The sequence below is a fragment of the Pseudomonas sp. 2822-15 genome, from assembly GCF_002742515.1.
GTDB lineage: Bacteria > Pseudomonadota > Gammaproteobacteria > Pseudomonadales > Pseudomonadaceae > Aquipseudomonas > Aquipseudomonas salomonii.
In genome coordinates this window covers 145,250-168,126 of record NZ_LJRY01000187.1, presented here as the reverse complement: position 1 = coordinate 168,126, position 22,877 = coordinate 145,250, and the positions used below count along the sequence as shown (strand labels likewise).

15 protein-coding genes are annotated in these 22,877 nt (G+C 62.5%); 8 read left to right on the top strand and 7 right to left on the bottom strand.

Going from position 1 to position 22,877, the window contains the following annotated elements:
- Nucleotides 1-9: 9 nt before the first annotated feature.
- The 5 genes from AOA59_RS15540 to hflK (AOA59_RS15520) all read right to left on the bottom strand — a co-directional run bounded on the left by AOA59_RS15540 (nucleotide 10) and on the right by hflK (AOA59_RS15520) (nucleotide 6,226).
- On the bottom strand, nucleotides 10-264 hold the full coding sequence (locus tag AOA59_RS15540) for a membrane protein (protein WP_017135097.1): 255 nt from the start codon (nucleotides 262-264) through the stop codon (nucleotides 10-12).
- 117 nt (nucleotides 265-381) lie between these two features.
- Nucleotides 382-2,268 (bottom strand): cation-translocating P-type ATPase, encoded by a 1,887-nt coding sequence (locus AOA59_RS15535; RefSeq protein WP_099488193.1) that lies wholly within the window; start codon nucleotides 2,266-2,268, stop codon nucleotides 382-384.
- Nucleotides 2,265-3,299, bottom strand: a complete 1,035-nt coding sequence (hflK, locus tag AOA59_RS15530) for a protease modulator HflK (protein ID WP_099488191.1) — start codon at nucleotides 3,297-3,299, stop codon at nucleotides 2,265-2,267. The genes AOA59_RS15535 and hflK (AOA59_RS15530) overlap by 4 nt, the downstream gene beginning before the upstream one ends.
- Entirely contained in the window at nucleotides 3,296-4,291 is a 996-nt protein-coding gene (hflC, locus tag AOA59_RS15525) for a protease modulator HflC (RefSeq protein ID WP_178076267.1), read from the bottom strand. The genes hflK (AOA59_RS15530) and hflC overlap by 4 nt, the downstream gene beginning before the upstream one ends.
- Nucleotides 4,292-4,300: 9 nt before the next feature.
- Complete coding sequence (gene hflK / locus AOA59_RS15520; RefSeq protein ID WP_099488187.1) at nucleotides 4,301-6,226, bottom strand: protease modulator HflK; 1,926 nt, start codon at nucleotides 6,224-6,226, stop codon at nucleotides 4,301-4,303.
- A 368-nt stretch (nucleotides 6,227-6,594) separates the two neighbouring features.
- On the opposite strand from hflK (AOA59_RS15520), the gene AOA59_RS15515 reads away from it, so the two are divergent.
- The 8 genes from AOA59_RS15515 (at nucleotide 6,595) to pbpC (ending at nucleotide 20,831) form a co-directional block, all read left to right on the top strand.
- Nucleotides 6,595-7,218, top strand: coding sequence for a CDP-alcohol phosphatidyltransferase family protein (locus AOA59_RS15515; RefSeq protein ID WP_065932032.1), 624 nt, complete (start codon nucleotides 6,595-6,597; stop codon nucleotides 7,216-7,218).
- An 11-nt stretch (nucleotides 7,219-7,229) separates the two neighbouring features.
- On the top strand, nucleotides 7,230-8,984 hold the full coding sequence (locus AOA59_RS15510) for a bifunctional alpha/beta hydrolase/class I SAM-dependent methyltransferase (protein WP_099488185.1): 1,755 nt from the start codon (nucleotides 7,230-7,232) through the stop codon (nucleotides 8,982-8,984).
- A gap of 2 nt (nucleotides 8,985-8,986) precedes the next feature.
- On the top strand, nucleotides 8,987-10,285 hold the full coding sequence (locus AOA59_RS15505) for a phosphatase PAP2/dual specificity phosphatase family protein (RefSeq protein ID WP_099488183.1): 1,299 nt from the start codon (nucleotides 8,987-8,989) through the stop codon (nucleotides 10,283-10,285).
- Nucleotides 10,275-10,718, top strand: coding sequence for a hypothetical protein (locus AOA59_RS15500; RefSeq protein WP_068931426.1), 444 nt, complete (start codon nucleotides 10,275-10,277; stop codon nucleotides 10,716-10,718). The genes AOA59_RS15505 and AOA59_RS15500 overlap by 11 nt, the downstream gene beginning before the upstream one ends.
- A gap of 9 nt (nucleotides 10,719-10,727) precedes the next feature.
- The gene (locus AOA59_RS15495; RefSeq protein ID WP_099488181.1) at nucleotides 10,728-11,348 is read left to right on the top strand and encodes a 1-acyl-sn-glycerol-3-phosphate acyltransferase; all 621 of its coding nucleotides are present in this window, start codon (nucleotides 10,728-10,730) and stop codon (nucleotides 11,346-11,348) included.
- 1 nt (nucleotide 11,349) lies between these two features.
- Nucleotides 11,350-12,282 (top strand): phosphatidate cytidylyltransferase, encoded by a 933-nt coding sequence (locus AOA59_RS15490; protein WP_099488179.1) that lies wholly within the window; start codon nucleotides 11,350-11,352, stop codon nucleotides 12,280-12,282.
- A gap of 442 nt (nucleotides 12,283-12,724) precedes the next feature.
- The gene (locus AOA59_RS15485) at nucleotides 12,725-18,541 is read left to right on the top strand and encodes an alpha-2-macroglobulin (protein WP_099488625.1); all 5,817 of its coding nucleotides are present in this window, start codon (nucleotides 12,725-12,727) and stop codon (nucleotides 18,539-18,541) included.
- On the top strand, nucleotides 18,522-20,831 hold the full coding sequence (gene pbpC / locus AOA59_RS15480; protein WP_069785776.1) for a penicillin-binding protein 1C: 2,310 nt from the start codon (nucleotides 18,522-18,524) through the stop codon (nucleotides 20,829-20,831). Before AOA59_RS15485 ends, pbpC begins: the two co-directional genes overlap by 20 nt.
- Before the next feature lie 153 nt (nucleotides 20,832-20,984).
- Here pbpC and AOA59_RS15475 read toward each other — a convergent pair whose 3' ends face one another.
- Nucleotides 20,985-22,151 (bottom strand): hypothetical protein, encoded by a 1,167-nt coding sequence (locus tag AOA59_RS15475; protein ID WP_099488177.1) that lies wholly within the window; start codon nucleotides 22,149-22,151, stop codon nucleotides 20,985-20,987.
- Nucleotides 22,148-22,729: a LemA family protein gene (locus tag AOA59_RS15470; protein ID WP_099488175.1), complete on the bottom strand. Its 582-nt coding sequence runs from the start codon at nucleotides 22,727-22,729 to the stop codon at nucleotides 22,148-22,150. The genes AOA59_RS15475 and AOA59_RS15470 overlap by 4 nt, the downstream gene beginning before the upstream one ends.
- Nucleotides 22,730-22,877: the final 148 nt, after the last annotated feature.

Below are 22,877 nucleotides of genomic sequence, written 5' to 3'. Positions count from 1 at the left end.
AGTTGCCGGTTATTCGCCGACTTTGCCGCCAGCCTTGGTGCAAGCATCTGCACTGGCCATAGCCTTAAAGCCCTGACCTTTGCACGAACCTTGACCTTTGCAGGCGTGGTCCTTGGTTTTGCAATCGTTCTGGCCTTTGCACGCGTTGATGCCGTAGCAGTGCACAGCGGTGTCAGCGGCTTGAGCCTGAGTGACAACACCAGCAAACATGGTAGCGGCGGCCATTGCGAGGGCGGCACCAGCAGCAGCGGATTTGAAGTTCATTTTTGTATTCCTCATGATCGGTAGTGGAATCGGTCTGAACGGATTGTTCAGTCTCGACATACCACTAGAGTGAGGTCCCTCACCGGCGTTACAGCCGTGTGCAAATATTTCTGAAATTTATTCATCCAGCTTCAAAAGCGGCTCCTGGAAGCGCAGCAAACGCCCGGCATTGCCCAATACCAGCAGGGTGCTGAGGTTATGCAACACCGCCGCAATCATTGCCCCGGCAGCACCCAGCCAGCCAAACGCGGCGAACACCACGATGGCCAGCGTCCAGCCCAGGCCGATGATCACGTTGACCTGCAACGTGCGCCGGCACTGGCGGCTCAAGCGCACGCAGGTGCCGAGGCGGCGCAAATCGCTGCCGATCAGCACCACGTCCGCCGACGCCAGGGCGATGTCCGCACCGCCTGCGCCCATGGCCACACCCACCACGCCCGCCTTGAGTGCCAGGGAATCGTTGATCCCGTCACCCACGACCATAGGGCGGAAGCCACTGCTGATTTCTCCCAGCACGCGGTTGAGCTTATCTTCCGGCAAGGCCTGCGCCTCGACGTCACTGATGCCTACGTCGAGCGCCAGGCTGTCGGCCACGCTCTGGCGGTCGCCGGTCAGCAGCAGTTGGCGGCCCAGGCCGAGGTCGCGCAGCTCTTGCAGCGCCTGGCGTGCTTCCGGCTTCACGCTGTCCGCCAGCAACAGCCAGGCCAGGAATTGCCCATTCAACGCCAGCCCGGCAATCGGGCCGTCATGGTTCGGGACTGTCGTCGTGACAATACCCAACTGCTCGAACAACTCCGGTCGCCCCAGCGCCGCCTCGCCCTGCCCGGTTTGCGCCACGACGCCAAGCCCCTGGCGTTCGTGAATATCGGTCAGCACCAGCATCTGCTCTTGCGTGGCCAAACCGGCAAGCGCACGGCTGACCGGGTGACTGCTGGCCGAACCGAGGCTGGCGGCGAGATTCAACAACACCTGCCGATCCGGCGCCGTGGTTTCGATGGACTGCAAACGCAGCGTGCCGAAGGTCAGCGTGCCGGTCTTGTCGACCACCAACGAGGTCAAGTCCGCCAACTCCTCCAGAAACGCCGAGCTGCGAATCAAAATCCCATGGCGCGCGGCCACGGCAATCCCGGCAATCGCTGTGGCCGGCGCCGACAGCACCAAGGCACACGGGCACGCCGCCACCAGCACCGCCAACATCGCCTGGGCGTCATTGGTGACAAACCAGGTCACCGCCGCCAGCAGCAACACCAGCACCATATAGCTGCCGGCATAACGCTCCAGCAGCCGCGTGATGGGTGGCTTGGAGCGTTCAGCGTTCTGCATCAGCGCGATCACCTTGCCCAAGGTCGATTCATCGCCGGTGCGGGTCACTTGCAAGCGCAGTAACCCATCCAGGTTGATCGCACCGCCAAACACCTGCACACCGACGCTGGCTTCCAACGGCACCGACTCACCCGTGATGGGCGCCGTGTCCAGGCTCGCCTGGCCCGACAGCACCACACCGTCGGCAGGCACGCGATCACCGGCGCGCACTTCAACAATATCGCCGGTGTTCAGCGTGCCGTTATCCACTTCAATAATGCTGCCATCGGCCTGCACCAACCGCGCATGGCTGCGGGTCAGTTTGCCCAGGGCGTGAATCGCTTCCTGGGAGCCGATCACGCTGCGCTCTTCCAACACATGGCCGAAGATCATGATGATCGGCAACAGCGCGGCGGTCAGCAGATCACCCGTCGCCCAGGCACCCAGCATCGCCAGCGCGATCAACTGATCGGTGATGCCATGCAGGCTGGGGTAACGCAGGCTGTACCAGGCCGAGCGCATCACCGGCACGGCCACCAGCAAGGATGCAACGCCGAGCAGTAATTGGCTGACACCGGTCTGGTCCGGCGCAAGCCAGCGCCAGACCAGGCCAAGCACCAGTAATCCCAGGGCCAACATGGCCAGGGTCAATTGCCGGGCAGCACTGCGCTGCTCGGCAGAGGTCAACATGGGCGCGCTCATTGCTCGGCTCCCTGAATGATCAAGCGGGAGTCGTCTTTAGGGTCGACGGTGGTCACGGAACCTGCCTGGCCTAGAATCTTCGGCAAGCGCTCGCGATAAAGACGCAGCAACAAGCCCGGGTCTTTAACCTGCGCCAGGCTGGTAACAGTCGCGGTTTGCGCCTGGGCGTTGGCCAAGCGTTCGCTGGCCTGGGCGTGGGCAACCTGCACCAGCCGGTCGGCTTGCTGGTTGGCGGTCTGGGTGAGTTTTTCCGCGTCGGTGCGGGCATTGGCCACGGCTTTGTCAGCTTGCTGGCTGGCCGTCAGCACGGCGTTGAAGGCATTGACGGCCGGACCTGGCAGGCTCGATTGCACATCTACGCGGGTGACTTCGATCCCCAAGCCCAATCCCGTCGAGGCCAACTCGGCCAGACGTTTATTAATGCCCTGCACCAGATCACCGCGCAGCCGCTCACGGCGTTCGGCGGCGCCGTTGTCGGTGCCGATCAGTTCAGGGCGCGCCACCAGAATCGTGTCCAGGTCGCGCGCGGCGGTCAGTGCCACCGCGCTGCGCGTCACCAGCCGATCCAGGGCCGGCAGCACATGCTCGCCCTGCAACACAAAGGCGTAAGGTTCGGTGACCTTATAGAACACCCGCACATCCAGCTGCACCACACCGGCATCGCCCGTCAGCAGGTAACCGGAACCGGCCAGCGCGTCGCTCAGAGGCGTGGCAAAACTGGCCACGCGATCGGCCTGGGTCGCCGCCTCGGAGCGCAACAAGTTCTCCACTCGCCGCTCGATCACACGGTCCGCCGCCGGCAACAGCACCACTTGCTCGAAGGGCTGCGGCCACGCCAGTAACAGCCCGGCGTTCTGGATGCGGTCAAGCGCGCCGAAGTGCAACACCACAGCGCGGTTTTGCGGGTCGATCTGGCGCACATTCGAAAACGCCCAGGCCAATGCGGCCAGAACCGTCACCGCGTACAGCGCCAGGAAGGTCAGACGCCCGGCCTGGATCCACGGGCTGTCCGGGCCGTCACGCTCGGTCATGGCTGAACGTCCTTGGGCCCGTCTACCAGTGCACGGAACGGCGCAGCGTCGGTACGCAGGATGATCTTGGTGCCCGGCGTAACCACCGTGCCCAAGGTATCGAGCGAGCGCAGCAGGTTGTACAACTGCGGGTTGCCGGCGTAGGCACGCCCATAAATCTGCGCCGCCTCAACCCGCGACTGGGCTTCGATATCAGCAGCTTTCACCGTGGCATCGGCCTGCACGATGCGCGCATCCCGCTCGGCAGCGGAGCGAATCTGCGCCGCTTCACGCTTGCCCACGGCGGTGCGTTCAGTGGCGATGGTTTCGCGCTCGGCACGCATGCGGTCGACGGTGGCGGTCAAGGTGACGGAAGGCAACGTCAGGCGTTCGACACCCACTTGCGCCACGCGCACGCCATAGGTGGTGAGCAATTGTTGATCAATCTGCTGGCGCAGCTGGGCTTCAAAATCAGCGATGCGCACCTGGCTGGCGTCGGTGTTGATCAGGCTCGACAGGTCGAAGCTGGCCGCCGTGGTTTCCAGCGCCGAGCCGACGAAGGTGCGAATCTGCCGCGCCGCCTCATCCGGCTGGTTCTGCACCGCCCGCATAAAGCGCTGCACATTGTCGGCATCGCCCTGCACCTGCCACGCCACGTAGGCCTGCACGATGATGCGCAGGCCATCGCGGGTGCCCACATCCTGCAAACCGCTGGAAGTGGTGCGCAGGCGCAGGTCCACCGGGATCGCCGCTTCGAACGGCGCCGGCCAGCGCCAGCCCAGGCCCGGCTCCAGCAATACCCGCGCCGGGTTGCCGAAGCGGGTAATCACCGTGGCTTCACCGGAACGCACCTGCACCAGGCTCGCCGCCGCGACGGCAAACAGCACCAGCAACACCGCCCAGGCCATACGCCGCCAAGGGAATGGGCCAGAGGCCTGCTCATCACCATGGTGGTGATGATGGTGGCCGTGATGATGGTGATGACCGTGATCGTGAGAATGTGCGCTCAACAGACAGACTCCTTATTGAACGGCTTTACGCGGCGCCATCGGGTCGGCCGGCAAAGTAAAAGAACGCAGATCGATCGTCGGCGCGCCATCGGCGCCCAGGCGGTGATCCAGAATAAGCAGCTTGGCGTGGGCCAGGCCTTGGCTGAGTTGGCCCAGGTACTGTTCCAGCACAAAGGCACGACCCGCAGTGGCGTAGGCTTTTTGTTCGGCGGTAAAACGCAGGTCGGCCGCTTGGGCGCCCGCGTTTACTTCACGGGCAGTGGCCACCGCCTGATCGCGGGCAGTGCTGGCTTGCAACAACGCCTGGTTGGTTTGCTCGCTGGCAGCCCCGCGTTCGCGGGAGATCAGCGCCTGGGCGCCAATTTGTGCCGCCTGCACACCGTGATAAGCATTGGCAGCACCGGCCGGTGGATGGATTGCTTCCACCACCGTGGCGAGAATTTCCACGCCGCTGTCGAGTTTCTGCAGGTCGGCCTGCACGGCGCGGCCCACTTCATCGGCGAGGCTGGTGCGTTGCTCGCCGAGCAATTCGTCGAGGGTGCGCGACGCAAAATCATGCACAAGGATGCGGCTGGCGGTGCTGCGAATCAGCGTCGGTACATCCGCGCTGTTATAGGTGGCGGCCAGCGCAGCCTTGTCCGTCAGGCCGATGCGGTAGACGAAACGCACATCCATATTGACGATCTGGAAGCTCTGCTTGTCGCCGCTGCTGCTGGCGATCACTTGGGACTTGTCATTTACATGGCTGGCGTCCCACAAGCGGTTGGCGATTAGCGGCGCCGGGCCTTCCGCCGAGGCCAACTCCGGCGCGGCGGCCTCGCTGACGCTGGTTGCCAGCTCATGCACCACGCCGTTTTCCACGCTCAGCACGCGACCCAATGGCCACGGCAACCCGGCGTGCAAGCCAGGCCCGAAGACTTGCACGGGTTCGCCGAACCGCTCATAAATCCCACGGCCTTGCAGGGGCACTTCGTGCACGCCGGTCAACGCCCAGCCTACCGCCAGCACCACCAACAGCACCGGCAAAAATGCCCGGCGCATGTAGGTAAACGCCCAGATCTGGCGCAAGTCGATGCCGAAGCGGTTGTGCAATTCGTGCTGCAACGCCAGCAAGGGTTGGGGTGGCCAACGCAGCAGGCCCGCGATAAAGCTCTGCGCCATCAAGCGTGGTTCGAGGCGCGGCTGGCGCGGGCTGAACAGTGACAGCACGCCTCTTAGCAGAAACTCCAGCGCCACCAACGCGGGCAACAGCCCCGTCAACACCGCCAGGCGCAGCGGCCACACGGATTCGGCACCGGCAAACAGCAGGCAGATCGCACTGACCACCAGGCTGACAATCGCCACGCGGCTCAACTGCGCCAGCTGTGACGCTTCCGGCCATTGCGCAGCGGTTTCCTGGGCCAAGCGTCGCTCGAACACCAACAAGCCAAAGGCCAACGCCAGGGCCAGCGCCGCGCCGATGCTCGCCGATTGCCCCAGCGCGGCGGCGGGCAAGGCCAGGTTCCAGAATTCGATGATGCTGATCAGCGCCAGCAACGACCAACCGCACAGCCACAGCACCGGCGCGCCAACCTGTGACAGCACGCCGCTGCCAAACCGATTGAGCGCCCGTGCGAACGCGCCAACCTCTTCGCCGGACGCTTCGATCAGTTCAGCCGTGGGCGTTTCCAGCGCCTGGGCGCGCCAATCCGCCACCCACCACGCCGACTGCAACCCGGCCACCAGCACCAGCAAGGCCGACGCGCAGTTGATCAGCACCACCGGCCAGATCGACAGCGGCGCAAACAGCGCGACAAACAGCGCCAGCACCCAACCGGCCACGGCCAGGGCCGTCAGGCTGATGCCCGCCTGGCGCAATCGGCGGGCATGAAACAGCCCTTGTTGAAAACGCGGAAGGCCTTCAACCGAAGCGCCGTCAGCTTCCAGATCCACTTGCATCCACTTAACGTCCGCTTACATACAATTGGTTACGATATAACACGCAGCGTGAAATTTTTGTCCGAAAACAGCGTAAATCCCTTGCGGGAGCGGGCTTGCCCGAGATAGCGGTCTGCCAGTTTTTGAGGGCAGCCAATTTCTCCTGTGGCAAGCCTGCTCGCCACAACGGCTCACCTGCCACAGATTTCGTGTCAACCGGCTGTGTAGATACCTATGCCCATCGCAGGCAAGCCAGCTCCCACATTTATTCTGTGGTGCGCTCTGAATAGTGATTAAACCCCCAGAAACACAAGCCATCACTGGTGCAGGCACGGATTAATCGGCACACTCCAAACAGTTTTTCGCGGGCCCATGGACAAGGAAGCGTCATGATTTCGATCTACCAGCTCAAACCGCGTTTTCAGAACCTGCTGCGCCCTCTTGTGCAGCGCCTTTACGACAACGGCACCACCGCCAACCAGATCACCGTGCTGGCCGGCGTCGTTTCCTTGCTGGTCGGCCTGTTGATCGCCAGCTTTGCCCAACACCTCTGGCTGTTTGCACTGATCCCGCTGTGGATGATCCTGCGCATGGCCCTCAATGCCATCGACGGCATGCTCGCACGCGAATTCGGCCAGCAATCACGCCTGGGTGCGTACCTTAATGAACTGTGCGACGTGATCGCCGACAGCGCGTTGATCCTGCCCTTTGCGCTGATTCCCGGCGTGAGCCTGGCGCCGGTGCTGCTGGTGGCGTTGCTTGCCGTGTTCAGCGAATACGCCGGTGTACTGGGGCCGATGGTGGGGGCCTCACGCCGCTATGACGGGCCGATGGGCAAAAGTGATCGGGCGTTCGTACTCGGCGTGCTCGCCACTGGCGTGGCGCTGGGCTGGCTCGGCGCCGGTGGGGTCGACGCGGTGATGTGGCTGGTCGCTGCCCTGCTCGCCTACACCTTGGTCAACCGGGTGCGTCAGGGCCTCAAAGAACAACAAGAAACCTCACCGATTGCATAAGGATTTTTGCGATGCGCGAACAGCAAGAGCACACCTTCGGTACCCATGATGGCGTCGAGCTTTTTTATCGGCACTGGCCGGCCACTGCGCCTGAGGGCGACGCGCCGCGCAAGGCGATCCTGCTGTTCCATCGCGGCCATGAGCACTCGGGCCGTATTGCCCACCTGGTCGACGAGCTCGACCTGCCGCAATTCGATTTCTTCGCCTGGGACGCCCGTGGCCACGGCCAATCGCCGGGCGCGCGCGGTGACAGCCCAAGCTTCGCCACCAGCGCCCGCGACGTGCAGACCTTCTGCGAACACATCGGCGCCACTTACGGCATAGAAGAACAAAACGTCGCCGTCATCGCCCAAAGCGTCGGCGCGGTGATCGCGGCCACTTGGGTGCACGACTACGCGCCAAAAATCCGCGCGCTGGTGCTCGCCTCCCCGGCATTCAAGGTCAAGCTGTACGTGCCCTTCGCCCGGCCTGGGCTGGCGTTGATGCGCAAGTTTCGCGGCAACTTTTTCGTCAACAGCTACGTCAAGGCCAAGTTCCTCAGCCACGACCCGGAGCGCGTCGCGACCTACGACAGCGACCCGCTGATCACCAAGGCGATTTCGGTGAATGTGCTGCTGGGTTTGTACGAAGCCGCCGACCGGGTGGTCGCCGATGCCCAGGCGATCCAGGTGCCGACGCAATTGCTCATCTCCGGCTCCGACTTTGTGGTGCACCGCAAACCCCAGCAGCAATTTTTCGACCACCTGGGCAGCCTGAAAAAAGAGCTGCACATTTTGCCCGGCTTTTTCCACGACACCCTTGGCGAGCGCGACCGTGCCGTGGCCGTGAGCAGCGCCCGGCGCTTTATCCTGCAGAACTTCCAACACCCGCTGGACCGCGCCGCCCTGCTGGATGCCGACAAAATGGGCGCCACCTGCGCCGAGTCCGAAGCCCTCGCCGCGCCGCTGCCGCGTAACTCCCTGCGCGACCTGTACTGGCGCATGACCCGCGCCAGCATGGGCCTGGGCAAGAACCTGTCGGACGGGGTGAAACTGGGTTTCGACACCGGCTTCGACTCCGGCAGCACCCTGGACTACGTGTACCGCAACACGCCCACCGGCAAGGGCGGGCTGGGGCGGATGATCGACACCAATTACCTCAACTCCATCGGCTGGCGCGGCATTCGCCAGCGCAAGTTGAACGTCGAGGAACTGCTACGGCTGGCCATGGCCAGGTTGCGTGCCGATGATCGCGAAGTGCGCATTGTCGATATCGCCGCCGGCCACGGGCGCTACATTCTCGAAGCCTTGCAGGGCGTTTCACCGTTGCCGGAATCAATCCTGCTGCGCGACTATAGCGACATCAACGTGCGTGACGGCGGAGCGCTGATTCGCGAGAAAGGCCTGGGGGACATCGCGCAGTTCGTCAAAGGCGATGCGTTTGATCGTGCGGACCTGGCGGCGCTTGAGCCCAAGCCAACCTTGGCGGTGGTGTCCGGGCTGTATGAGCTGTTTGCCGATAACGGCATGGTCGGCAGGTCGCTGGCAGGTCTTGCCGAAGCGGTGGAGCCCGGCGGGTATCTGGTCTACACCGGCCAGCCATGGCACCCGCAACTGGAACTGATCGCCCGCGCGTTGACCAGCCATCGCCAGGGCCAGGCCTGGGTAATGCGCCGTCGCAGCCAGGCCGAAATGGATCAATTGGTCGAGGCGGCGGGCTTTCGCAAAATCACCCAACGTGTGGATGAGTGGGGCATTTTCACCGTGTCCCTGGCGCAGAAGATCTGAGCATGCGCGAACCCGGTTTATTGAAACCCGCCGTCCTGTGGCTGCTGTTGTTGGCGCCGCTGTTTTTCAGCACCTACGGCTTTGCCACCTGGGTCACCAGCCAGCGCAGCGATGTGGGCACGCTGGTGTTCGGCTGGGAAACCCATATGCCGTTCTGGGCCTGGACCATCGTGCCCTATTGGTCCATCGACCTGCTCTACGGGTTTTCGCTGCTACTGCCCACTACTCGCCATGAGCTCAAACAACACGCGTTGCGCCTGCTCAGTGCGCAAGTCATTGCCGTGAGCTGCTTTTTGATCTGGCCGCTGCGTTTCACCTTTGAACGGCCGGAGCTGGATGGTGTATTCGGCTGGCTGTTTGCGGTGCTGGCAGGCTTTGATAAACCCTTCAACCAGGCGCCGTCGCTGCATATCGCGTTGCTGGTGATTTTGTGGGTCATGTACCAGCGCCACACCCAAGGGTTCTGGCGTTGGCTGGTGCATGGCTGGTTCGCGTTAATCGGTATTTCGGTGTTGACCACTTATCAACATCACTTTATCGACTTACCCACAGGCGCCCTGGCGGGTTGGTTGTGTGTGTGGCTGTGGCCGGTGGAACATCCGAGCCCGCTGTTGAATGCACGGCTGACGCGGGACACAAAACGATGGCGACTGGGCATGCGCTACGGCCTTGGCGCTTTAGTGCTGGTGATCCTGGCCTGGGTGCTGCGTGGCGGGTGGTTGTGGCTGCTTTGGCCAGCGGTTTCCTTGGGTTTGATCAAGGCTAACTACTTTGTGCTCGGCGCGGCGGGCTTCCAGAAGCGCAAAGACGGTCGGCTCACGCCAGCGGCGCGCTGGCTGTATGCACCCTATCTGGCGGCAGCCTGGATAAATTCCAGGCTGTGGACACGTAAACATCCACAGCCCGACCAGATTGTGGATAACGTCTGGCTTGGTCGAATCCCTGCCACCGGCGAGCAAGGTTCCTTCACGGCCATCGTCGATCTATGCGCCGAATTGCCGATTAATCCACAGGGCCGCGCCTATGAATGCGTGCCTGTGCTCGACCTGATCGCGCCAACGCCCGCGCAATGCCAGCAAGCCGCTGAGGCCATTGAACGCCTGCGTTCAAACGGCCCGCTGTTGGTGTGCTGCGCCCTTGGCTACTCGCGCAGCGCCACCGCCGTCGCCGCGTGGTTGCTGCACAGTGGGCGCGCCGCAACAGTCGACGAGGCAGTGGCTATTATTCGTACAGCACGGGCCGAAGTGGTCCTGCATCCTGCTCACCGTAAAGCGTTGGAGGGTTTGCCCCATGCCCGCTGATATGGAACTCCAGGTCGTTGCCAGCCTGCTGCGACGTGGCCGTTCGCTGGATCAGTTATCCACAGGCCTGACCGTGGCGGGTGTGTTGTTCGGCCTTGCTCAGTTGCTGTTGGCCAGCGTTTCGACCCTGTGCCTGCTGCTCAGCCTGTGGATGATTATTCTCGGCCTGCTGCAAAAGTACTGGGCCTTGCGCGTGGCCTTCGACGCCGACCTGTTCGCCCTGCTGGCCCGCGACACCGAGCGCACGGCCGATCTCGACCAAGCCTTGCAGAGCCTCGGCCTGCAATCGCCCAAACGCGCGGGCCGGCCCTGGACCGAACGCCGTCGCGGCGCGCTCAAACTGCTGCGCAAACAAGCCTGGTTGCTGGCCGCGCAAGCGCTGCTGACCCTGGCCGTCATCCTCGCCAGCCCTTGGCTACCTTTCGCCGGATAAGGAATCCCCATGTTCGAACCCGTGGTCGCCACCCTGATTACCTCGATGGCCCGCACCGTTACCGGTGCCCGTAGCCTGTGGCTGGGGTGCGCGCCGGTGCCGGTGCAACGCATCTACTTCGCCAACCACAGCAGCCACGGTGATTTCGTCTTGCTATGGGCGTCGTTGCCGCAAAACCTGCGTAAATTCACGCGGCCGGTGGCCGGCAGTGATTACTGGAACCAAAGCGCACTGCGCCGCTACATCATCAACCGCGTGTTCAACGGCGTGTTGATCGACCGCGAGCGCAAAGACCCTGTGGATAACCCCTTGCAGCCGATGCTGGCCGCGTTGGAAGGCGGCGATTCGTTGATCATCTTTCCCGAAGGTACGCGCAACCTGGAGGACGGTTTGCTGCCGTTCAAAAGCGGCCTGTATCACCTGGCCAAAAGTTACCCACAGGCCGAATTGATTCCGGTGTGGATCGCCAACCTCAACCGGGTCATGCCCAAGGGCCGTGTACTGCCGCTGCCGTTGCTGTGTACCACCAGCTTCGGCGCGCCGCTGCAATTGGAAGAAGGCGAAGACAAAAACGCCTTCCTTGCCCGCACCCGCGACGCCCTGCTTGCCCTCGCTCCGGAGCATGTCTGACATGGATAGCCAAACCCTGATGTTGTTCGGCGGAATAGGCGCGATCCTGGTGCTCGCCTCGCTGATCGGCCTGATCCTCAAACTGCGCACCCGTGGCACACCGAATGCAGTGGTCGACAACCTCAACGCCCGCATCAATGCCTGGTGGGTAATGGTGGTGGTGATCGGTATCGCCTTCTGGCTCGGCACCGGCGCGGTGATCCTGCTGTTTTATGCAGTGTCGTTCTACGCCCTGCGCGAGTTTCTCCCCCTCCCGCCCCCCCGCCGCAGCGATTACCCGGCGCTGGTGGCGGCGTTCTACCTGGCGCTGCCGTTGCAATACCTGCTGATTTATGCGGACTGGTACGGGCTGTTCTCGATCTTTATCCCGGTGTACGTGTTCCTGCTGCTGCCGATCCTCGCCTCACTGGGTGGCGACAGCACGCACTTTCTGGAGCGTGCGTCGAAGGTGCAATGGGGCCTGATGATCGCGGTGTTCTGCGTGTCGTTCGTGCCCGCCTTACTGACGCTCGACATTCCCGGCTACGAAGGCCGCAACCTGTTGCTGATCGCTTACCTGGTGATCGTGGTGCAACTGTCGGACGTGCTGCAGTACGTGTGCGGCAAGCTGTTCGGCAAACACAAGATCGCGCCCAACCTGTCGCCGTCCAAAACCGTGGAAGGCTTTGTCGGCGGGATTCTGCTGTCGTCCCTGATCGGCGCGGCGCTGTGGTGGACCACGCCGTTCAACCCATGGCAATCATTCCTGATCGCGCTGCTGATCAACCTGCTGGGCTTCGCCGGCGGCATCGTGATGTCGGCGATCAAGCGCGACCGGGGCGTGAAGGATTGGGGGCACATGATCGAAGGCCACGGCGGGATGCTGGACCGCCTGGATTCGGTGTGCTTTGCCGCGCCGATTTTCTTCCACCTTGTGCGCTACTGGTGGACTTGAGACACGCACTCTCTCAAGCCCAACACAGATCAATTGTGGGAGCTGGCTTGCCTGCGATAGCGGAGTGTCAGCCAGCATCACTTTTGGGTGTGCCACCGCCATCGCAGCATAGGTATCTACACAACCGGTTAACACGAAGTCTGTGGCAGGTGGGCTGTTGTGGCGAGCAGGGCAAGCCTGCTCGCCACATGAGAAATTGGCGGCCTTCAAAAGTTGTGTAGATACCTATGGCCATCGCAGGCAAGCCAGCTCCTACAGGTGCTTTGTGGTGTATTGGAAGACCAAGCTAAGCCCGAAACCTTACTTCACGGGCAACCTTTCGATCGGTTTTGCGGTACGCCTCACCTTTGTGCAACACGCCTGAGCATGCTGACCACTTCACGTCATCTTTTGTATCAAAGACGCGTGTAAGATAGGCCGCACTTTGCCAGGGATGCTCACCATGTTCGATTCGTTGAAAGCGATCAGCCGCCGGATTATCGGCGCTTTACTGACTGTGGTGAGTGCCATCTTTGGCCAATGGCAGCCGCCAAACTGGCTGCGAGCCACGGGCCGTGGCGTGGGGAACCTGGGCCAGAAGGCCCGCGCCTATCCGCGTCAGGCGGGTGCCGGGATTTTGGGCCTGGTGCTGCTGGCCGCTGCTGGTTTTTACGGCTGGCACTGGTATTCGAATTTGCCGCAGCCCCACACCGTGGGCTATTCGCTGCATAAGCCGAACCTGACCGATTACACCCAGCAGCCTGCGGTTGTGGATAACTTGCAGGTGCGTTTTGCCGAGTCCGTGGCTCCGCTGGCGGCCATTGGCAAGCCGGTCACAGAAGGCATTACCCTTAAACCCGCTGTAGCCGGTGCCTGGCGTTGGTCCGACGACCGCACGTTAGTGTTCGTGCCGGAAAAAGACTGGCCTGTGGATGCCCATTACACGCTCGATCTGGCCAAGAAAAAGCTGCTGGCCGACGGCGTGCTGCTGAGCCAATACAGCAGCCAGTTCTCGACCCAACCGTTCCGCGCCACCCTGGCGCAAAACGAGCTGTACCAGGACCCGTCCAACCCGACGCTGAAACAGCTGGTGGCGACCTTCCACTTTTCCCACCCGGTGGATGAAGACAACCTGCGCAAGCGCGTCTCGGTGACGCTCGGTAAAGGCCTGGCCTACCGCGATGCCCAGTTGCCCAACCGCCCGGAAATCACCTTCGACGAGCTCAAGCTCAATGCTTACGTGCGCTCCGCCGCCCTGGCCACGCCACTGGAAAGCACGCCGGTCAGCGCCAAGCTCGATGAAGGCATCAAGGCCCGTGACGGCGGCAATGCCAGCGCCGCGCCACTGGTGGCGGAAGTCACCGTGCCCGGCCGTTATCGCCTGACGTTTACCGCTGCCGAAGTCAGCTTTGTCGACAACGAGCGCGGCGAACCGGAGCCGGTATTGATGTTCAGCAGCTCCAGCGCCGTGGCCGATGACACCATCGCCGGCAAGGTCCAGGCCTGGTTGCTGCCGGCCAAGGCCGAAGACGACACGCGCCCTTACACCAGCAACGATATCGATGACGCGATGCTGGCGCGCAGTACCAAGGTCAGCCTGACCCACGTGCCCAGCGTCGAGCCGCTGAACACCCTGCACGCCTTCAAGTTCAAGGCCCCGGCCGGTCGCGCGTTGTACGTGCGCGTGCCTGCCAACCTGGAAGCCATTGGTGGCTACCTGGCAAAAAACCCTACCGCCTCGCTGATCAGCATGCCGGCGTATCCGCGCACCTTGCAGTTCCTGTCGGACGGTGCGCTGCTGAGCCTCAACGGCGAAAAACGCCTGGGTTTCATGGCCCGTGGCGTGCCCGGCGCCCATGTGGAAATCGCCCGCCTGCTGCCCAACCAGTTGCAGCATTTGGTCGACCAAAGCAGCGGCAGCTTCGCCCGGCCGAATTTCGGCAATGAATACTTCGACCGCATGGTCGAGCGTCAGTCGCTGGATATTGCGCTGTCGTCCAATGACCCGGCGAAAACCGTCTACGACAACGTGGACCTGAGCCACTACCTCACCGCCAATGGCGGCCGTCGCGGCATTTTCGTGCTCAAGCTGAGCCCGCAGGATGACCCGGCCGAGCGCACGTTCGAGTACGAGCGCAACAGCACCAGCGACCTGCGTTTTATCGTGGTCACCGACCTTGGCATCATCGCCAAACGCTCCAGCGACGGCAGCCACGATGTGTTTGTGCAGTCCATCGGCAACGGCTCGCCGGTGGCTGATGCACAAGTCGACATCATGGGTCGCAACGGTTTGCCGGTCGCCAGCGGCCGCACCGACGCTGAAGGCCACGCGCATTTCGCCAAGCTGGATGAACTGCGCCGTGAGAAAACACCACTGATGTATGTAGTCACCCGCGGCAATGACCAGTCGTTCCTGCCGATTGCCCGTCAGTCCCAGCAGTTGGACTTTTCACGCTTCGATGTAGGTGGTTTGGAAGAAGACGGCGCGATTAATCGCCTCAGCGCGTATATGTTCACCGACCGTGGCCTGTACCGCCCGGGCGAGACCGCGCACCTGGGCATGATCGTGCGTAGCGGCGACTGGAAAGGCGCCTTGCAAGGCCTGCCGGTTGAACTGCAAATCACCGACCCACGCGGTCTGGAAGTGATTCGCCAGCCGCTGAAGCTGTCCACCAGCGGCTTTGAAACCTTTGATTTCCCCAGCAGTGAAGTCGCCCCCGCCGGGGATTACACCGCGACCTTGCAGCTGATCGGCCAGAAAAACACCCGCACCGACCTGGGCAGTGTCAGCTTCAAGGTTCGCGACTTTGAGCCAGACCGCATGAAGGTCAGCCTGAGCTTGCACGACACGCCGGTATTGGGCTGGATTCCGCCCGACCAAGTGGTGGCCAAAGTCACCGCGATGCACTTGTTCGGCGCGCCGGCAGCCGGCCGGCGTGTCACGGCGAAAATGTCCCTGAGCCCGACGCTCGCGGCCTTTGACCGTTACCCCGATTACCGCTTCCGCCTCAACGATTCCCTGGAAGAAGCCAGCACCGAAGACCTGGCCGAAACCACCGTCGACGACAACGGCCAGGCCGTGCTCGACCTCAACCTGCAACGCTTCGCCAGCAGCACCTATCGCCTGCAGGTGATGACCCAGGTATTCGAGGCCGAAGGTGGCCGCAACGTGGCGGCGCAAAGTGCGCTGCTGGTGTCGTCCGCGCCTTATCTGGTTGGTGTGAAAAGTCAGGATTCGCTGTCGTACGTCGCCAAGGACGCCCCGCGCCAGGTGCAATGGCTGGCCGTCGCGCCGGACCTCACGCCGATGGCCGTGGATGGCCTGACCAGTGAGGTGGTGGAACACCGTTACGTGTCGGTACTGGTGAAACAGTCCAACGGCACCTACAAATACGAGTCGCGCATCAAGAACATCAGCCAGCCGGCCTCACCGCTGACGATGACCAAGGACGGCGCCAAGCAGACCCTCAACACCGGCACGCCGGGTGATTTCACCCTGCAAGTCAAAGACGCCAATGGCCGTCTGCTCAACCAGATCGACTACAGCGTGGCCGGGCGCGGCAACACCTCGCGCTCGCTGGAGCGCAACGCCGAACTGCAATTGCGCCTGGATAAACGCAGCTATGCCACCGGCGATGAGATTGCGATCAGCATCCGCGCGCCGTACACCGGTGCCGGCTTGATCACCATTGAGCGTGACAAGGTTTACACCCAACAGTGGTTCAAGGCCGACAGCACCAACAGCGTGCAACATATCCGCGTGCCTGCAGGCCTTGAGGGCAATGCCTACGTCAACGTGCAGTTTGTGCGCGACATGGGTTCGCCAGAGGTTTATATGAGCCCGCTGTCCTACGGCGTGGTGCCGTTCAGCATCAACCTGGATGCGCGGCGCATGGCGCTCAAGGTTGAAGGCCCGGAGAAGATCGAGCCGGGGCAGACCCTGGATATCAAGGTCACTGCCGACCGCCCAGGCCGCGCAGTGGTTTACGCGGTGGACGAAGGCATCCTGCAAGTGGCGCGTTACCAGACGCCCGACCCGTTGGGCTTCTTCTTCCAGAAACGCGCACTGGAGGTTGGCACCAGTCAGATTCTTGACCTGATCCTGCCGGAATTCAGCCGCCTGCTCAGTGGGGCAGCGCCGGGTGGTGACACCGAAGGCGCGCTGGCCAACCACCTCAACCCGTTCAAGCGTAAACACCAGCCGCCCGTGGCCTGGTGGTCCGGGTTGGTTGACTTGCCCGCCGGTGAAACCGTGCTGCATTACCAGGTGCCGGACAGCTTCAACGGCAAGCTGCACCTGTTTGCGGTGGCAGTGGACAGTGACAGCGTGGGTGTCAGCGAGGCCAATACCGAAGTGCGCGGGCCGATTGTGATCACGCCGAACGTGCCGGCCTTTGTGGCGCCGGGGGATGTGTTCAATGTGAGCGCCGGGGTGTTCAGTAACCTCGACGCAGCAGCGGACGTGAAGTTTGAAGTGCAGACCAGCGACGGCCTCAACGTGCAGGGCGACAAAGGCAGCACCCTGTCGCTGCAACCGCGCAAGGAAGGCACTGCCGAGTTCAAGATCAAGGTCGGCGAAACTCTCGGCTCGGCGGATCTGCGGTTTGTCGCGGTACTGCCGAACGGCAAACGTATCCAGGTCGCAGAAACCACCTCGATCCGCCCACTGAGCGAGCATCGCGTGGCCTTGAGCCTGGGCCGTTTCGACAGCGCCAGCAAAGAGCTGAAACCGACCCGCGAACTGTTCAGCCAATTGCGCGATGTGCAACTGGGTGTGGCCGCGTCGCCGCTGGTGTGGGCCAACGGCCTCAAGCATTACCTGGATGACTACGGTTACGCCTGCACCGAGCAATTGGTGTCCAAGGCCATGCCGGCGTTGATCTGGGGCGGTACGGCGCCAGAAGCCGAGCAAGCCTTCAGCGGCGCGGTGCGCATGCTGCGCCAGCGCCAGAACTCGGCCGGTGGCTTTGGTTTGTGGGCCGCCAACCCGGATGTGGCGCCATATGCCAGCCTGTATGCCACCGACTTCCTGATCGAAGCCAAGGAACGCGGGCTGCCGGTGCCGGAAGACCTGCTGGCGCGTTCCAACGCCTACCTGACGGACTTGGCCAATGGCCCGAGCGAAGGTCTGTCGGAATTGCGCAACCGTGCCTACGCCAGTTACCTCTTGAGCCGTCAGGGAATTCTGGTGAGCGGCGCCTTGAGCGACATTCGCGAGCGCTACGAGAGCTACTTCAAAGACACCTGGCAGAACGACCTGGGCGCCGCTTACCTGGCGGCCAGTTACAAGCTGCTCAAGCAGGATCGTCAGGCCGATACCCTGTTCCGCAAAATCCCGTGGCGTTCGCTGGTGGATAAGTGGGAGAGCGATGGCCTGTATTACGACCCGCTGGTACACGACGCCGAGCACTTGCACCTGCTGGCACGCCACTTCCCCGAGTTGCTTGACGATGTACCGACGGCGCTTCTGGATAAACTCGGCAAGCGCCTGAACGAGCAGCGTTACAACTCGCTGTCGGCCGCCCTGCTGCTGCGCGCCCTGGACAATTATGGCCAGCGCGCCCAGAGCGACATGACCCTCAAGGCCACCGCCTGGCTGGGCGACAAGCAACAGCAACTGCTGGAGATGGCCGGCCAGCCACCGCGCGCTGCGGTGCCGGGTAAAACCCAGAAACTGGTGATGGAAAAAACCGACGGCCCGGCCGCTTTCTACATGCTTAGCGAAGCCGGTTTCGACAAGGGTGCCAAGCTCAAGCCGATCAACAATGGGCTGGAAATCATCCACGAATACCTCGACCTCAAAGGCGAGCCGGTGAGCAAAGTCGCGGTGGGCGACGAGTTCCTGGTGCGCCTGCGCCTGCGCGCCACCGACCGCGACCAAGTGCAGCAAGTGGCCGTGGTCGACTTGCTGCCAGGCGGCGTCGAGCCTGTGTATAACTTGCCGCCGGAGCCGGAAGCGGCCGCCAGCAACGAAGAAAGTGAAAGTGAAGGCGACGATTCCGAGTATGTGGAAACCGCCGACGGTGATGAAGCCGAAACCTGGCAAGCGCCGATCGGCGAGACCGAGCTGAGCAACTGGCAGCCGGACTACGTGGATGTGCGCGATGACCGGGTGGTGTTGTACGGCACCGCGCTGCGTGATGTCGGCACTTTCGTGTACCGCGTGCGCGCCACCAACGCAGGGACGTTCAATACGCCACCGGCCTACGCCGAAGGCATGTACGAAACCACCCTGCAAGGGCGCGGCAAAGTAGGCCAGCTTGAAATTACCAAGCCTTAAACGCCTGACGCCGCTGCTTGCAGCGGCGGTACTCTTTACAGGCACGCTGGCGGGGCTGCGATGGTGGCCCCATGCCCCGCTGGAACAGGCCGTCACCTCGTCCCGCGTGGTGTTGGCCGATGACGGCGCGTTGCTGCGCATGACCCTGGCAGAGGATGGGCAATATCGCCTGTGGCTGCCGCTTGCGCGCATGTCGCCGTCACTGGTCGAAGCCTTGTTGCTCAAGGAAGACCGCAATTTCTACTGGCACCCGGGCATCAACCCCCCGGCGTTGCTGCGCGCGGCCATGGCCACCTACAGCGGCGGCCAGCGCCAGGGCGGCTCAACCTTGAGCATGCAGCTGGCGCGGCGGCTGTGGGACCTCAACACCCGCCAAGTGCCGGGCAAATTGCAGCAGATGGCCCTGGCGCTGTGGCTGGAAGCGCGCTACAGCAAGCACGATATCCTTGAGGCTTACCTGAACCTGGCGCCCATGGGCGGCAATATCGAAGGCGCCGAAGCGGCCAGCCGGATTTACTTTGGCAAGTCGGCGGCGCAGTTGTCGTTGTCCGAAGCGCTGGCGCTGGCGGTGATCCCGCAGCAACCGGGGCGGCGCGCACGCTTCGGGCCGTCGCTGCAACATGCGCGGCTGCGCTTGATGGCCGACTGGCGCGAAACTTATCCACAGGACGCTCGTAACGACAGTTTGCTCGACTTGCCCCTGGAGGCGCGCAACCGCCAGCAGATCCCGTTTCTGGCGCCGCACTTGAGCGAACAGTTGCTGGCATCCCAGCCCGGCAACGAACTCAACACCACCCTCAACCTGCCTTTGCAGCAACTGCTCGAACGCCTGATCACCGGTTTTATTGCCGAGCGGCGCAGTACCGGTGTGGAAAACGCCACGGCGATCCTTGTGGACAGCCGCGACCAGAGCGTCAAGGCGCTGGTAGGTTCGGCGGATTACTTATCCACAAGCATCCACGGCCAGGTCAACGGCGTGTTGTCGCGGCGCTCGCCAGGGTCGACGCTCAAGCCGTTTTTGTATGGGCTGGCGCTGGATCAGGGGGTTATCCACCCCATGAGCATCCTCAAGGATTTGCCCAGTAACTTCGGCTACTTCCAGCCGGAAAATTTCGACGGCAGTTTTGTCGGGCCACTGACGGCGCGGGATGCGTTGATCCGTAGTCGCAATATTCCGGCGGTGTGGCTCGCCAGCCAGGTGCAGTCGCCCTCGCTGTATGGCTTGCTGCAACGCGCCGGTATCAAAGGCTTGCGTGGGGAAAGTCACTACGGCTTGGCCCTGGCTTTGGGCGGCGGCGAGATGACGCCGGAGGAACTGGCGCGCCTGTATGTGATGCTGGCGGGTGACGGGCATTTGCGGCCTTTGCGCTATGTGCAGGAACAGCCGCAAACCACTGGCGCGCAACTGCTCACGCCCCAAGCGGCGTTTATGGTGCGCGACATGCTGCGCCGCAACCCGCGCCCGGATGGCCTGCCCGGCCGCCACTGGCGCACCGCGTGGAAAACCGGCACATCGTGGGGCTTTCACGATGCCTGGAGCGCGGGCCTGGTGGGGCCGTATGTGCTGGTGGTGTGGGTGGGCAACTTTGATGGGCGGCCGAACCCGACGTTTATCGGCGCCAAAACCGCTGCGCCGCTGTTCTTCCGCATCGCCGACGCCCTGCCCCTGGCCTTGCCCAACGTGGTGATCAAGCCCGACAAGGCGCCCGCCGGGCTGGTGCGCATCGACGTGTGCGCGGCCTCCGGCGAGTTGCCCAACCGCTGGTGCCCGCAAACCCGCAAGACCTGGTACATCCCCGGCGTGTCGCCAATTCGCGTGTCCAATCTGCACCGCCCGGTGCTGATCGATACCCGCACCGGCAAGGCCGCGTGCCCGCCGTTTGACCCGCAATACACCCGCGAAGAAGTCTTCGAATTCTGGCCCAGCGACGTGCAGCGCCTGTACCGCGCCGCCGGCCTGCCCCGGCGCACGCCGCCCAACGTGATGAAAAATTGCCAGCCCAACCGCATCAGCGACCAAAGCGAAGCGCCGCAGATTCGCTCGCCGCTGACCCAGGTGAGCTACCAACTGCGCCTGTCCCAGCCGCAGGAAAGTATCCCGCTCAATGCCAACGCGGCCAGTGATGCGACCACGCTGTACTGGTTTGCCGACCAGACGCTGATCGGCCAGGGCCCGCCGCAAACCACGTTGAATTGGCGGCCGGGCAAGTCGGGCGAGTATCGGTTGCGGGTCAGCGATGATCAGGGCCGCAGTGCTAGCCGCGGGCTGAAAGTGGAGTTTGTGCCCTGATCACAGATCCCCTGTGGGAGCGGGCTTGCCCGCGATAGCGGTGGGTCAGCCAGTATTACTGTTGGCTGGGCTGACGTCTTCGCGGGCAAGCCCGCTCCCACAGGGATCTTTGCTGCTTTGAGGGTTGTGGTCTTGCCTCTTCAATCGCCCTGATCAGGCGTCTTCGTCGCCGAAGCTGGCTTTGCCCACGCGTTTGGCGTAATGGTTGTACGCCGCGCCGAGCTTTCTCTGCTCGAAGATCGAGAACACCAGGGTGCCCAGCAGGATCAGCATCCACACCAGAAACAGCTTCATCGTATCCACATGGGCAACGAACAGCAGCAGGGTCACAACGCCGCCAATCACCATGCCCAAGCCCATCCATGCTCCCAATACGCGCCCCACGGCCAGGCGAATACCTTTGGGCAGGACCAACCGCGTGGCCATCATGACGACGATAAGGGCCAGAAAGAAACCAAACGCGGCCATGAACGGAATCTGAAAGCCGTCCTCGCGGTATAGCCAGGCGAGTAGTTGATAGAACGGACCCCGTTCGGCCATCTGTGGATAAGTCTCGGGGCTGGGCAGATGCAGTTGAGCGAAATGCGCAGGGGTCATGGCCATGACGCCGACCCCGAGCAGCGCTATCACCGCGCCATAAAAACCACCGGCGCGCCATAAAGGCGCCAGCACTCGGCGGTTTTCCACATCCTCGGTCAATGCCACGCCAAACACCGCCTTCGGGTGTTTGCCCTGTGAGATTACCGTCAGGCCTTCACGCTCACCGGCGTCGCCAATCAGCATCACGTCCAGGTCCTGGACCAACAGGATTTCACCCTGGCGGCGGGAACTGCCCAGCAGTTCGTACTCGTCTGGCGATTTATTGCCAAACAGGTCGATCCCTTCGGCAATCACGCGGACCTCACCGCCGGCGTCCTGCAGCCGGAAGTCATGACAGCGCGCCTCGCCCAACACTCGGCTCCAACTCCAATCACCGTCCTTGTCTTTGGTCCCCTCTTCGACAATCAACACGTAACCCACGCACGGCTTGCCGTAGACCGGTGACAGCATGGTCTGGTCGGCAACCACCTTACCGCGCACTTCCACCAGGCCCATGGCCAGCGAACGAATCTGACTGGTGGCCAGGCGCTGCTCGGTTTTGTAGAAGCTGGGGCCAAAGCTGACCAGCAAACCGACCAGAATGCCCACGGGAAAAAACAGCGCGATCAGGATGTTTGGCGCGTAAACCATCAAGGCGATAAAGCCGGCGAGGAACACCAGCGCCAGCGCGGTTTTCCACTTCGGCTTTTTCACCACAACGCCTGCCTGGGTGGTTTTCATGCCCCCGGCACCTCAAGCTTCACGCCTTCGTAGCGGGTTTCTTCGGCGCTGATGGCCAACAACGGAATGCGCTGATAGCTGAGCATCCGCGCAAAAAACAGGTCGGGGAACACCGCAATGGCGATGTTGTAGAGGTTCACCGACTCATTGAAGAACTCACGCCGGTCAGCAATGCGCTCCTCCACGGCCGAGATAGCCTGTTGCAACTCGACCATGTTCGGCCCCGAAATCAGCGCCGGGTAACTCTCCGCCACCGCAATCACCGACTTGAGCGCCGCGTTGAGCTGGTTGGACGCATCGACCTTGGCGTTGAGGCTGCTGGCGTTCAGGTATTGAGTGCGCGCATCGCTCAGACGAGTGAACAGCGCGTTCTCATGGTTCATGGCAGTCTGCACCACGCGCATCAGGTCGGGGATCTGATCGGCCCGTTGCTTGAGCAGCACGTCGATGTTGGCGAAAGACTTATCCACATCGTTGCGCCGCATCACCAGGCCGTTGTAGACACCAACCATCCAGCCGACCAGGCCGACGACAATGATCAGCACGACGATACCGGCGATAAGCAGTTCTATGTTCATGGTGAAGGCGTTCCCTGGCTGAGTTATCCACAGGGAGGCATTCTAGGGGCAACTTGAGAGCGGCATACGGTATTGGTGCACAAAAACCACAAACGCCGATGATCGGTTATTCATGGGGCTTCCCCCTGTTCAAGGCGCATAAAAAACC

Excerpts from the sequence above, each read along its gene's own strand:
- AOA59_RS15540 (WP_017135097.1), bottom strand. The coding sequence starts at position 264 with ATGAACTTCAAATCCGCTGCTGCTGGTGCCGCCCTCGCAATGGCCGCC.
- AOA59_RS15535 (WP_099488193.1), bottom strand. The coding sequence starts at position 2,268 with ATGAGCGCGCCCATGTTGACCTCTGCCGAGCAGCGCAGTGCTGCCCGG.
- hflK (WP_099488191.1), bottom strand. The coding sequence starts at position 3,299 with ATGACCGAGCGTGACGGCCCGGACAGCCCGTGGATCCAGGCCGGGCGT.
- hflK (WP_099488187.1), bottom strand. The coding sequence starts at position 6,226 with ATGCAAGTGGATCTGGAAGCTGACGGCGCTTCGGTTGAAGGCCTTCCG.
- AOA59_RS15515 (WP_065932032.1), top strand. The coding sequence starts at position 6,595 with ATGATTTCGATCTACCAGCTCAAACCGCGTTTTCAGAACCTGCTGCGC.
- AOA59_RS15510 (WP_099488185.1), top strand. The coding sequence starts at position 7,230 with ATGCGCGAACAGCAAGAGCACACCTTCGGTACCCATGATGGCGTCGAG.
- AOA59_RS15505 (WP_099488183.1), top strand. The coding sequence starts at position 8,987 with ATGCGCGAACCCGGTTTATTGAAACCCGCCGTCCTGTGGCTGCTGTTG.
- AOA59_RS15500 (WP_068931426.1), top strand. The coding sequence starts at position 10,275 with ATGCCCGCTGATATGGAACTCCAGGTCGTTGCCAGCCTGCTGCGACGT.
- AOA59_RS15495 (WP_099488181.1), top strand. The coding sequence starts at position 10,728 with ATGTTCGAACCCGTGGTCGCCACCCTGATTACCTCGATGGCCCGCACC.
- AOA59_RS15490 (WP_099488179.1), top strand. The coding sequence starts at position 11,350 with ATGGATAGCCAAACCCTGATGTTGTTCGGCGGAATAGGCGCGATCCTG.
- AOA59_RS15485 (WP_099488625.1), top strand. The coding sequence starts at position 12,725 with ATGTTCGATTCGTTGAAAGCGATCAGCCGCCGGATTATCGGCGCTTTA.
- AOA59_RS15475 (WP_099488177.1), bottom strand. The coding sequence starts at position 22,151 with ATGAAAACCACCCAGGCAGGCGTTGTGGTGAAAAAGCCGAAGTGGAAA.
- AOA59_RS15470 (WP_099488175.1), bottom strand. The coding sequence starts at position 22,729 with ATGAACATAGAACTGCTTATCGCCGGTATCGTCGTGCTGATCATTGTC.